The organism is Vibrio sp. 2017_1457_13 (genome assembly GCF_030851525.1).
Taxonomy (GTDB): Bacteria; Pseudomonadota; Gammaproteobacteria; order Enterobacterales; family Vibrionaceae; genus Vibrio; species Vibrio metschnikovii.
Genome location: NZ_VHTA01000015.1, coordinates 22,432 through 35,120, shown reverse-complemented (window position 1 = coordinate 35,120; position 12,689 = coordinate 22,432). Strand labels below are relative to the sequence as shown.

The 12,689-nt window shown below is 43.1% G+C and carries 10 protein-coding genes and 1 pseudogene; 7 read left to right on the top strand and 4 right to left on the bottom strand.

The genetic code is table 11. The features are described from left to right. Positions 1 to 91 precede the first annotated feature (91 nt). The 3 genes and pseudogenes from FKN88_RS16550 to FKN88_RS16540 all read left to right on the top strand — a co-directional run. Positions 92 to 556: pseudogene (locus FKN88_RS16550) on the top strand (integrase arm-type DNA-binding domain-containing protein); the annotation flags it as partial. Positions 557 to 776: 220 nt separating this feature from the next. After that, positions 777 to 2,138: a type II toxin-antitoxin system HipA family toxin gene (locus FKN88_RS16545; protein ID WP_306687705.1), complete on the top strand. Its 1,362-nt coding sequence runs from the start codon at positions 777 to 779 to the stop codon at positions 2,136 to 2,138. After that, positions 2,123 to 2,605, top strand: a complete 483-nt coding sequence (locus FKN88_RS16540) for a helix-turn-helix transcriptional regulator (RefSeq protein WP_306687704.1) — start codon at positions 2,123 to 2,125, stop codon at positions 2,603 to 2,605. Before FKN88_RS16545 ends, FKN88_RS16540 begins: the two co-directional genes overlap by 16 nt. A gap of 321 nt (positions 2,606 to 2,926) precedes the next feature. Here the strand turns inward: FKN88_RS16540 and FKN88_RS16535 are convergent, their stop codons facing one another. Continuing rightward, positions 2,927 to 3,337, bottom strand: a complete 411-nt coding sequence (locus FKN88_RS16535) for a VOC family protein (protein ID WP_154168888.1) — start codon at positions 3,335 to 3,337, stop codon at positions 2,927 to 2,929. Positions 3,338 to 3,454: 117 nt separating this feature from the next. Between FKN88_RS16535 and soxR the strand changes: the two genes are divergently transcribed. Continuing rightward, complete coding sequence (gene soxR / locus FKN88_RS16530; RefSeq protein WP_154168890.1) at positions 3,455 to 3,901, top strand: redox-sensitive transcriptional activator SoxR; 447 nt, start codon at positions 3,455 to 3,457, stop codon at positions 3,899 to 3,901. 164 nt (positions 3,902 to 4,065) lie between these two features. Here soxR and FKN88_RS16525 read toward each other — a convergent pair whose 3' ends face one another. Continuing rightward, positions 4,066 to 4,860 (bottom strand): MetQ/NlpA family ABC transporter substrate-binding protein, encoded by a 795-nt coding sequence (locus FKN88_RS16525; protein ID WP_154168892.1) that lies wholly within the window; start codon positions 4,858 to 4,860, stop codon positions 4,066 to 4,068. Between the two features lie 149 nt (positions 4,861 to 5,009). Between FKN88_RS16525 and FKN88_RS16520 the strand changes: the two genes are divergently transcribed. Then, positions 5,010 to 5,357, top strand: a complete 348-nt coding sequence (locus FKN88_RS16520) for a carboxymuconolactone decarboxylase family protein (RefSeq protein ID WP_154168894.1) — start codon at positions 5,010 to 5,012, stop codon at positions 5,355 to 5,357. 104 nt (positions 5,358 to 5,461) lie between these two features. Here FKN88_RS16520 and FKN88_RS16515 read toward each other — a convergent pair whose 3' ends face one another. Then, complete coding sequence (locus FKN88_RS16515) at positions 5,462 to 6,451, bottom strand: sulfate ABC transporter substrate-binding protein (protein WP_306687703.1); 990 nt, start codon at positions 6,449 to 6,451, stop codon at positions 5,462 to 5,464. A gap of 288 nt (positions 6,452 to 6,739) precedes the next feature. Between FKN88_RS16515 and FKN88_RS16510 the strand changes: the two genes are divergently transcribed. Continuing rightward, positions 6,740 to 8,344, top strand: coding sequence for a BCCT family transporter (locus FKN88_RS16510; protein ID WP_154168896.1), 1,605 nt, complete (start codon positions 6,740 to 6,742; stop codon positions 8,342 to 8,344). A gap of 51 nt (positions 8,345 to 8,395) precedes the next feature. On the opposite strand, the gene FKN88_RS16505 is transcribed toward FKN88_RS16510, so the two are convergent. Further along, the gene (locus tag FKN88_RS16505; RefSeq protein ID WP_306687702.1) at positions 8,396 to 10,276 is read right to left on the bottom strand and encodes a methyl-accepting chemotaxis protein; all 1,881 of its coding nucleotides are present in this window, start codon (positions 10,274 to 10,276) and stop codon (positions 8,396 to 8,398) included. Between the two features lie 453 nt (positions 10,277 to 10,729). Here FKN88_RS16505 and FKN88_RS16500 point away from each other — a divergent pair, with 453 nt between their 5' ends. Further along, positions 10,730 to 12,559, top strand: a complete 1,830-nt coding sequence (locus FKN88_RS16500) for a leukocidin family pore-forming toxin (protein ID WP_154168900.1) — start codon at positions 10,730 to 10,732, stop codon at positions 12,557 to 12,559. The last annotated feature ends 130 nt before the right edge of the window (positions 12,560 to 12,689 follow it).

Below are 12,689 nucleotides of genomic sequence, written 5' to 3'. Positions count from 1 at the left end.
ACCAGCGTCCAATGCGATTTCATAACAGCTTTAATTTTTAGGTACACTACAAGGTACACTGATTTTATCGTGTTAATTTGGTGTACCCATCATGGTAAAAAACACAGTAAAGCTGACAGATAAAGAGATCAAAGCCTCCAAACCTAGAGAAAAAGAATATAATCTTTTCGATGGTGATGGCTTGCGACTTAGAATCAAACCTAACGGGTCAAAGCAGTGGATCTTCAACTACTATCGTCCCACAAACGGTAAACGAGCTAACTTAAGCTTTGGGATGTACCCAGAGATATCCCTTTTACAAGCAAGAAAAAGCTTATTTTCTGCCAAAGAGCTGATCGCACAAGGCATCGATCCTCAAGATGCTCGAAAACGCCAGCAGCAAGCCCATAAAGAAATCCATGAACATACCTTTGCCAATGTTGCGAAAGACTGGTTTGCCATCAAACAGCACGATGTCACTCTCGATTACGCGATCGATATCTGGCGTTCATTGGAGCTGCATATCTTCCCAAGCATCGCCAATAAACCGAAACGAGCGATCGCAATCACCGAAATACGTAATAACTGAACAAACAATTAACGCCCTACTCCCTATCGCAGCTTTCATAACTAAAACCATCCATTTTGCTCATCAACAATGTGACTTGCAATTTATGAGTAACAATTTACTCATAACAAAGCCAGCCAAACATTAGTGAGTAATTATTTACTCAAAACTTGAAAAGAAAGGGCTTTAAGAGTAATGTTTTACTCATTACTAAGTAGAGGTATTGTCGATGGAAGAAATGACTGTACAGGCTTTTATCAAAGATGAATGGATAGATATTGGTATCATCTCATTCCCTAAAAGTAGCCAACATAATTTCCGAGTGACTGAACTCAACTACCTCAGCGACTATGCGCTAGAACATCACGATAAAGATGACTTTCACGCTGTTTCACTAAACCACCCTGTCTCATTCTTTTTTGATGACATGGGTAAACCTGGATGGTTAAAGTTTCTAGACGATATTATGCCTAGTGGCGCTAGTAGACGATACTGGGTCAAACACCTAGATATTGAAGACCTTAGTTCTGATGAACAAGACTATGTTTTGCTCAAGTTTGGCACAATGTCGCCTATTGGTAACTTAAGAATAAAAGACTCTCTTCCTGAGCGCTACGAAGTAGCAGACAACCTCTACTTCTCTGTTGATGATGTTAAAAATCGAGCAGGTGATTTCCTCGACTATGCACAACAAAGAGGGGCAGCCGCAGGTGGTGCAACTGGGGCTGGAGGTGAAGCGCCAAAGCTGATCCTCCGATGTGGTTTCGATCATGGATCTGGCAGCGAAAAAATATGGATTGATCCATACCAAGATGACAATAGTAACCACGACTTACATTACTTAGTAAAGTACCCTAGAGGCTCAAGAAGCACCATCGACTGTAATATTCTAAGAGCTGAGTTCTACTTCTACCACGAGCTAACTGAAATGGGAGTTGAAACGATCGCCACCGAAGGCATGCGGTTAGAGGAAGGATTAAACTACCCTTCCTTATGGCTGCCTCGATTTGATGTTCAAATTATTAATCAACAAATAAAGAGATTTGGCATGGAATCTGTGTATTCCATTTTGAAAAAAGGCGCAGGAGTCACTCTTGACCACGAAACAACAATCCGAACTCTCATAGAAAAAATTACTGAAAGCCATATGGTTAAACACCAAGGATATAGGTTTGATACCCAAGCTTTCGTCATTGAATGGGTGAAGAGAGATCTACTCAACATCTTATTTGGTAATAGTGATAACCATGGCAGAAACACTTCATTCTTAAAGGGTGATGGAGTCATAAAGCTTGCTCCCGTTTACGACTTCGCACCAATGAAAGCTGATCCTGAAGGCATTCCAAGAACAACAAAATGGAAAGCCCCACTAGAGGTTGGCGGAACTTACGACTTCGTCGGAATAGCGGACACCTTATCTGATCTCGTGCCAAAAGAAGTGTTATTACAAGAGCTAGAGGTTACTGCAAGTAAATGCATTGACTTAAAGCAGAGACTAGCGTTACGAGGAGTACCAGAACAAATCTTGGAGATGCCAGCAGTTGGACTTAATCATATATCAGAAAAGCTCACTAAATGGGGGCTACTATGAATAAGCCAAGCAATAAAGAGTCCGTACAAGATACGGTGGCTCGTCTAAGAGCAAACCGAAATCAACATCAGCCCAAGACTGGGACGAATGCAACTCATTCGACCAAAGAACGATCGCAACTTAATACTCCGACTAGATCGAAAACCTCAAAAAACGCCAAAGCAGTAAGTGCAGCAGAACGCAAAACCGAGGCAAACAAAATCATCAAACACTTATTGCTTGGAGAGCTAACACAAGGCCAAGCGTTAAAAAGTTTACGCATTAATATACTGGGACTCAAACAGGATGTGTTCGCAAGACTTGTCGATGTCTCAAGAAAAACACTCTCAGATATAGAGAATGATCGGGGCAGCTACAATACAGAGATTCTCAACAAGGTATTCAAACCATTTGGCTTAAAAGTCGGAATGCTACCGTCTTCTCCCGATGTGTTAAAATCGCTACTAATAAATGGTGAGGCTGGGTAAAATACTCAATATCAGCGCTATTGCTTTAGATTAAATTGCTATAACAAGCTAGCATTTTTAAATGATTTAGGAATACATGGACGCGGGTTCAGTTCCTTTTGAAGCAGGAAATTGATGTAACATTTGATGCAACACCAAATTGGTAACATCGATATAAGTTACTGAATTCATGAAAAGTGAGAAACCATTTCAACTCCCGCCAGCCCACCAATTCATAGTTTAAAGACGTCTCAGGACGTCTTTTTTCTTGCCTGAAATAATTTAAAATCAATAGCTTAGCATCTAATGACGTTATCTATTCGCTTTCTCTACTTCATCGAGCTAAGTATTACGCTCATTAGGTAAATCACTTAAATAGTGTACAAATTCCACTTCAAACCCATCGGGATCGATAAAGTAAACATTACGACGAAAAGCCTCATTAGTTCCATTATCAGCAATCTCAAAACCCGCTTGCTCTAAACGTGCGATCACTGCATCAAGGTTTTGAGTTTCAAAAGCAAAATGCGCTAAGCCAACGCTGTGCCCAGTACGATCTCTGTTCCTCCCTTCGCCAAACTCATTGAGCGCAAGATAATGATATTCATCGCCAAAATGCACCCAAGTTCTGGCTTTGCCATACCACTCGCCACCACCTTTCGCGCGTATTTTCCAATGAGGAAAAGCGGCTCGGTAAAAGTGTAATGATTGTTCTAAATCTTTTATGACTAGATTAATGTGTTCAATTTTCATCGTTCTTCTCCTTGTGCTTGATGAAGATACAGGCTAAAACCTTAACCTTGGTTGAGGTAAAGTGTTTTTTTTTGCTTTTTTATAGAAAAATGAACAAAAGATGAGGCTGAGCACAATATGTCAAACGATTGGACAGTGGGGAAAGTCGCACAGCGCAGTGGGGTAAGTATTAGTACACTGCATTTTTATGAACGTCAGGGACTGATTAAGAGTGACCGCAACGCAGGTAATCAACGCCGTTACCGAAAAGATATTTTACGTCGTGTTTCCGTGATAAAAGCGGCTCAGAAGCTAGGGATTTCTCTGGCAGAAATACAGCAAGCATTAGAAACATTACCTGATAGTCGAACGCCAACTCAAAAAGACTGGCAAGCACTATCAGCACAGTGGAAACAGCGTTTAGATGAACGAATTGCTGGATTGGAAAAGTTGCGCGATACGCTTGACGGTTGTATCGGTTGCGGCTGTTTATCGATGCAAACTTGCCCACTGTATAATCCAGAAGACAAACTGGCCAAACTAGGAACTGGACCCGTACTTTTAGAGCAGTGCCATATAAAATAAGGAAGACAGCAGCAAGCCATAGAGTAGTCGAGGTAATCCATAGTGCCAATGAGCCTAGATAGACTCTAGGCTTTAGGGAAAACGAACGTAACCAATATCGCTGCCGCTGTAAATAAGAAAGGGATAGTCTTATCGCTTCCTATTCAAAAACTTAAAACAGGTATCTAATAAGCAGGCTCAATCGTACCGTTAAACGTTTCGGCAATAAATTCACTCACCGCGGCCGACTGAAAAATCTGTACAAATTGCTGATACACCGCGTTGTCTCGCTCGTTTTCACGAGTGGCAATAACCATTACCGCCAATGGTGCTTGATTGGATTCGAGAAAAATCCCTTGCTTTTTAGGATCTATACCAGCTGACATCACATAGTTCATCGTAATCGCTGCCGCATCAACTTCATCTAAAGTTCGCGGTAACTGAGCGGCATCGACTTCAAGAAACCGCAAATTTTTCGGGTTTTCAACAATATCCCTTGGAGTTGCATTGAAACCGACACCATCACGAAGCGTAATTAAATGCGCATCAGCTAACAGCAGTAAACCACGTCCACCGTTAGTTGGATCATTGGGAATCGCAATCCGTGCATTATCAGGTAAGTCTTGTAATGATCCATGACGATTCGAATAAATCCCCATCCGCATTAAAATCGAGTGACCAATCGATACTAACTTTGCCCCATGATGACGATTGTAGTTGTCTAAAAACGGTTGATGTTGATAACTATTAATATCGATACTGCCATCGGCCAGTGCGGCATTGGGAGTAATAAAATCAGAGAATTCAACAACTTTTACCGTTAAACCGTGTTTAGCCGCTTCTTTAGCGACGGCCTCAACCACTTGAGCATGTGGCCCAACGGTTGCTCCGACCTTAATTTCAGAGCGTTCTTTTTGACCACATGCCGTCAGCCCCAGCAGTAATGTTATCGCTAACGCGCAACGAATCGTACTTTTCATTTTCAGCATCCTTTCTACTCACAAAAAATAAAGACTTCTAGACGTCCATAATAAACGCAATAGAATAATTCGCAACTCGATTTGCTTTTTATTATGTTGCACCTTATATTAGGTTAAACTTATTTAGTAAAAACTAACGAAGAGGTTATATGAAATCTTATTCTCAATTACTCAAAGACAACAATACCTTAGGTAAATCTTATAAACAGCAAAGCCCTGATACCTTATCTGCGTTTATGCAATTACATAAAGCCGCTATGGCTCCTGGTGAGCTGGATCTGAAAACCAAAGAGATGATTGCACTCGGTATTGGTATCGCTGCACGTTGTGATGGTTGTATCGCCGCTCACGTTTTTGCAGCGTTAAAAGCTGGGGCGACACAAGCCGAGCTGGTTGAAGTGATCGATGTTGCTGTACTGATGGGAGGAGGCCCTTCCTTAACTTATGGTATTCAAGCACTGGGAGCAATTGAAGAGTTTGCCGCTGAATCACAATAAATAACGCCTGAAGCTAAAATAGGTTGGGGAGATAAGCGTAAACACTTTCCAGCAACAATCCCCAACCACTTATGGCAATATCATTTTTATCAATCAACGTATTATCAACGACGAGTGATTTGATCGAATGCTGCGCCTTGTGCAAAATGAGTTTGATGTGCCTGCTGCCAACCGCCAAACACCTCATCGATAGTAAATAGCGTTAAATGAGGAAACACTTCCGTATATTTCTCAGCGATATCAGGATCTCTTGGTCGATAAAAATTTTGCGCGGCAATCTCTTGGCCGACTGGAGAATATAAATACGCCAAATACGCTTGTGCGACCTCACGAGTTCCTTTTCTATCGACTACTCGATCAACCAAACTCACGGTAGGCTCAGCAAGAATAGAGCGACTCGGAACTACGATTTGTAAGCCATGATGATTTAATTTGTTCACCGCGAGCAGAGCTTCATTTTCCCAAGCAATCAACACATCACCTATTTTCCGCTCAACAAACGTGTTCGAAGCGCCACGTGCCCCCGTATCTAAAACGCTGACATTTTCATAAATCGACTTAACAAATTGCTGCGCTTTTTCTTCGTCACCTTGATACTGATCTAAAGCGTATCCCCATGCGGCAAGATAATTCCAGCGAGCGCCACCCGAGGTTTTCGGATTAGGTGTAATGATTTCCACATCAGGTTTGATGAGATCATCCCAATCTCGAATATTTTTAGGGTTCCCCTCTCGGACCAAAAAAACAATCGTCGATGTATAAGGCGCTGAATTATAGGGTAAGCGATGAATCCAATTGGGAGCGATTCTTCCCCCCTCGGCAATGGCATCAATGTCATAAGCGAGTGCTAAAGTCACGACATCGGATTCAATACCATTCATCACGGAAACAGCTTGTCGACCTGATCCGCCGTGGGATTGCCTAACCGTGACATTATGTCCGTTTTCTGCTTGCCAATAAGTGGCGAATGCGGCGTTATATTGTTGATAAAGCTCTCTGGTCGGATCGTAAGAAACATTCAATAACACGGCATCTTTTGCCAAGGTATGTTGAGAAACACTGAATAGAGATAGAGCGAGTAGCCATGTACGCATGAGTCATCTTCCTTAGTTAATATGCGACAAGCAAATTAGCACAACATTTATAACCAAGTTAGAAATATAAATCGATTGCATATTCACTTTTGGAATATTAAACCCATACCTAGCACGCCTCAATATTAACTTGAGCACACCTTGGAAATTCAATCCGGTAACTAGCAAAACAGATGAATTCTCAATCTATTCTGTGTTAGCATGACCAGCTTTTATGATGGACATCACAATTTTCTATTATTGTGACTACCATACCTCCTAAATTTGTTAGGTAAAAAGCGAGTTTTTATGTCTAAAGTTTCTTTGAGTGTTGATGCGTCTTGCATGACGGCATCCGATTACTCCGCCACGCATCCCCCGCAGAATAACAGCGCATCGCTATCACAAAAACTTGAGCTTAATAATCCCGTATTATGGCTTAGTGGTAGTTTCCTCTCCTTATTCGTATTATTAGCGGTTACCTCTCCTGATCTGCTCACTTCTCTGATTGATTCTGGTTTTCGTTATGCCACTCAAGGTTTTGGTGCTTTTTGGCAACTGCTGTTATTGGCTAATTTTGTGATTGGTTTGGCGCTGGCTTTAACCCAAACCGGATCGGTGCGTTTAGGTGGTTTAACATCGCCAGAAATCGATAATATGAAATGGTTATCAATCATTCTTTGCACTTTACTGGCTGGTGGCGGTGTTTTTTGGGCCGCCGCCGAACCTATTGCTCATTTTGTTAACGCTCCACCGATTTTTGCTGACGCCGATTTATCGACAATGGCCATCAACGCACTCTCACAATCTTTTATGCATTGGGGATTTTTAGCTTGGGCCATTTTAGGTTGCCTTTCTTCCATCGTACTGATGCATTTACATTACGATAAAGGACTCCCTCTAAAACCTCGTACTCTGCTTTATCCGATTTTAGGTCAACGGGCCGTTACCGGCTGGGTCGCTAACTTAATTGATGCTCTGAGTATTATCGCGGTTGCCGCAGGGACGATTGGCCCGATTGGTTTTTTAGGTTTGCAAATTAGCTACGCACTGCATGCCCTATGGGGTATACCCGATACTTTCACGACACAAATCATCGTTATTTTGTTTGCGATGGCAATGTATACCTTTTCTGCGTTAAGTGGCTTAAGTAAAGGCATTCAAGTGATCAGTCGCTATAACATTATTTTGGCGGTGATTTTAGTTCTGTTTATCCTAACTTTTGGCCCAACGGGATTTATTATTGATGGCTACTTACAAGGTGTCGCCTCGATGGTTGATAACTTTGTTCCTATGGCGCTCTATCGTGCTGACACAGATTGGCTCAGTTGGTGGACAGTCTTTTTCTGGGGCTGGTTTATTGGTTACGGACCGATGATGGCGATCTTTATTGCACGCATTTCACGTGGACGCACAATACGCCAATTGATTCTTGCGATTAGTATCGCCGCTCCGCTGATCACCTGTTTTTGGTTTAGTATTGTTGGCGGCAGTGGATTGGCTTTTGAATTGGCTAACCCGGGCGTTATTGCTCAAGGTTTTGAAGGGTTTAACTTGCCTGGTGCATTATTGGCAATCACTGCTCAACTGCCCTTCCCGACCTTAATGGCTTTGCTATTTCTGGTGTTAACCACCACCTTTATTGTCACTACTGGGGATTCAATGACCTACACGATTAGCGTCGTGATCAGTGGTGAGGCTAATCCTAATGCTGCGATTCGGACCTTTTGGGGCGTAGTGATGGGAGCGATGGCGATCGTTCTGATATCAATGGGAGAAGGGAGCATTTCAGCGCTACAATCTTTCATTGTCATCACCGCCGTACCCGCTTCACTGATTTTACTGCCTTCACTATGGCAAGCGCCTAAAATGGCGACTCAAATGGCCAAAGACCAAGGCATATTGATGAAATAACAAAGGGGCTAAAAGCCCCTTTTTAGATAACACACTGACGGTAATCGCTGACTAAATTTTAAACTGTGATACTTGTTGATGCAGTTGATCCGCTTGCTCAGTCAGAGTTTGCGTCGCTTCGGTTAACTGATGCGATGCCTGTTCAGTTTGTGATGATAAATCATTAATATTCACCACATTTTGGTTAATCAGCTCAGCCACGGATGATTGCTCTTCTGCCGCTGTCGCTATTTGTAAGTTCATATCAGCGATTAAGGTAATCGCTTGATTAACTTGCTCTAAACGAGCAGCCATGTCTTCGGCTTTCGTCACGGTAGTTTGCGCAGCTGAGCGACTTTGAGCCATCACATTGACCACATTTTCCGTTTGCTTAAACAGGCGATCAACCACTTCTTGGATCTGCTGAGTACTTTGTTGCGTACGACCTGCTAATCCACGCACTTCATCGGCAACCACCGCAAAACCACGGCCATGCTCTCCCGCTCGGGCAGCCTCAATCGCCGCGTTTAAAGCGAGTAAATTGGTTTGTTCAGAAACGGCGCTGATCACATCCAGCATACCAACAATATCTTGCGTTCCGGTTTGTAACTCCGCAATCGTTGAACTACTGCCTTGCAAGGTATCATCCAAATGTTTTAATTGTTGTAAGGTATCGCGCAGTAACACTTGCCCTTGTTTGGTTTCATTATCTGCTGCAGAGGCTTGACTTGCCGCTTCACTGGCATGACTCGCAACCTCTTGTACGGTGGCGGTCATTTCATTCATTGCGGTCGCAACTTGATCCGTTTCTGAACTTTGCTGAGCGACCACACCTGCGCTTTGTCGTGTCACTTGTGCCAAGGTGCTCGAAGCCGCCGACACCGATTGAGCGGTATTATTAACTTCGTTCACCAACAGATGAATCTTTTCAACAAAGGTATTAAACGCTTTGGCAATAGTGGCAATTTCATCGCTGCCATACGCTTCGATACGTTTGGTTAAGTCCCCTTCTCCTTGACCGATATCGGTCATTGCTAAGCTGACTTCTTGTAAACGTCTAAACCCTGAAGCGCTAGAGATCCACATCACACCGGTGGCAACCAGCCCAATCAATAGCACCGCAATAACCGTCCAACGGATCATGCTGTAGATACCCGATAAGGCATCTTGTTTATCGAGAGCAATATTCAACGACCAGTTGGTGCCCGGTATTGCCTGACTGGTGAGATAAATGGCTTGGCCTTGCAACGCGAGTTCGCGATGACCTTGACGCTGAATATCACTTAACATGTTTTGCGTTAAGTTGGGGTTCAAATCACGTAAGCTTTTTAAACTCAAATTTGGATTCGGATGAGCAATAATAGTCCCGCTGTTATCGGTTAAAAATGCAAAACTGTTTTGTGTTGGCGCAATGGCGCGCACGGTATCAATAATAAAGGTTAAAGGAATATCCCCCGCTAATACACCGCGACTGGCGTTATTGCCCAGTCCATGAGTAAAGGTGACCACTAAGCTGGTTTGGCCATCTAGCGCATCTTCATAAGGTGCCGTTGTCGCGACGCCGCTCTGCGTAGCCGCCAAGCGATACCATTCACGAGTCAATGGATTGTAATCACTCGGTGGTTGCCATTCATCGGAAAACACCGCAGAGCCATCAGGACGCGCGAAATACGCCGCTAAAAAACCACCGCCATCACTCAGTTGCTTTAGAGCAGACAAAGGATCTCGCTGTTCCAAAACCTTTCCGGTGGCCATCAGCATGTTTTTTCGCTCATCCATCCAGTTAGAAATTGAGATCGATTGAGTTTGTAGCTGTTGTTGTAAATTACGGCTGATTTGCAAACGGAGCGTTTCAGAGCTAACTCTCACGATTAAAACCGCCGTCACAACCAATGAAATCACGATCAATCCCACGCTGATCGCGGTGATTTTAGCTCGAAAAGACTTGAACATCCTTGCACTCCTCATCTGACTACCTGTGAATAATATCGCCCTTTACTATCGGCGAATCAAAGGCAACCTTTATCATAAATTAATCACTAGTGTACCAATTTCACCCCGACATATTTTTGACACTACTCTCGCTTTGATTAAACCAACTAATCACAGCCAAGAATTTTGCAGCAAGGTAACAGTATCGCCTACCGCTATTGATAACTGAGGCTTATCAAACCTTGAAGATACTTTAGTTCATTTTCTCCTGATGTTTTTTTTGTGATCTTGAGCCACGAATTTTATTTAATTTGTTTCAAATTGTTACTACAAAACATATTAATAGATTTAGCAGTAATGGATCATTTAATAACCATATGAATACGTTATCTACTGCAACCCAAGGGGCAAAGATGTTCAGCCATAGCGCAACGTTAAGTCACAGGGTAATACCATTCATCAAGAGGTAATCCTATGCCTATCTATAACAATAAAACCATCGCGTTAGCCGCGATATTATCAGGCTTGGTATGGAATACCGCCTATGCAGATGTTCAGCAACCACAAGGTGTGGCGGTTGAAATGCTGAGTACGCTTCAGGATGATAGCCAAGTTAGTTATTTAAATGCCGCTGAATTGTTGGTGGAAGAAGGAACAGTACCAAGGTTAAGTGATGTGCGCGATAGCGTGCTTCGCCAGCATCAGCGCTACTTGATAGATTTTAGTAATATCAGTGATGAACAGGGTAAAACACAAGCCAAAGCGCTATTACGCGGTCAATTAGGTGTCGCCCTGAGCAGTGATTTCTGGCTAATTACCGAACATAAAGGGGAATTATTGTTCACGGGGTTAGATGATGAAAATGATCCAAGTATTCAGTTGCTTGAGGCTCAACCTGTTACTCATTCTCGCCAACGGCGTAGTATTGATAGCCGCACTAATGCGACAAGCGAAGCTAACAGCTTGCCGCATGTTGCGTTTTATGTGAATGTTCATCGCCCAATCAGCGATGAAGAGTGCACCTTTAAAAACTCACATTTATGGGATAAAGGGACTCGCGTCTTTTGTGATAACCCGAACATCTCGTTGATCTATCGAGTTAACTATGAACGTTCTCTGCAATTTGGTACCACTGGCTCAGCAACACCAGACGCCAAAATTGTTCGTATCAGTTTGGATGACGATACCACTGGAGCCGGTATTCATCTCAATGATCAGTTAGGTTGGCGTCAATATGCAGCCGACTACGTCACTCTCGATGCGTATTTCAGAGATTGGTCAACGGATGCTATCGCACAGGATTATCAGTTTGTCTTTAACGCATCGAATAATAAAGCGCAAATTTTAAAAACCTTCCCGCGTGAAAATATTAATTCTGACTATGAAATCAAGGAAGTGTCTGGTTTCCAAGTTGGCGTCAATGGCGGTGTTGAAGTCAATAAAGATGGTCCGAAAGCCAAACTAGAAGCTAACGCTAGTTACAACCAAAGCCGTTGGTTAACCTTTAAAACTCACGATTATAAAGTCGCACGCAGTACGCCAAGCCCACAAAAAGTTCGTTTTACTTGGGAGCGCGATCAATACGCAACGGCTGAGTCTTTACTGAATCGCTGGACAGATGCACTATGGGTAAATACTTATCCGATTGATACCAACAAGATCAACCCAATCGGTTACGCCAGCTTTGTTCCGAAAATGGATGTGATCTACAGCGCTGCTCCAACTGAAACTGGCACTACCGAGTTTACGATTGATTCTTCGGTCAATATCCGTCCAATCTATAACGGCGCTTATAAGCATTATTACGTTTTTGGTGCTCATCAGTCTTACCATGGGTTTGAAAACGATGGACGTCGCCGAGTCGGTAAAACCACCAGCTTCACCGTTGATTGGCAACATCCGGTATTTACCGGTGGCAGACCGGTTAACTTACAACTTGCCAGCTTTAATAACCGCTGTGTTGAGGTGAATGGCGATCAATCGATAACCGCCAGTGAGTGTGCCGATAACAAACAAGCTCAATCGTTTATTTATGATCAGCTAGGGCGTTACGTGAGTGCAGCGAACACCGCTTATTGTTTAGATGGTGATAATCTGAATGCCCTTCAGCAATGTAACTCAAGCTTAAGCCAGCGCTGGGAGTGGATCCCTAATAGCGATACCTTAAGTAATGTATACAGTCACCAAAGCCTAGGCCATGATACAACAACGGGACAACTCGGTTTATACGCCAGCGAGCAATCGAATATCAGCGTGCGTACCATTACCAGCTACACCAATGTGTTTAATCCTGAGAATCAATAATCTATTTTTCAGGTTTACTAACAAAAGTCGTTAATAAAAAGCCGCCGCATGAAGTCATCTTCCGCGGCGGCTTTCATCCCATTGATACGACCCTATCAGTGCTATAAATAGGCGCTATCCATCTTATTAT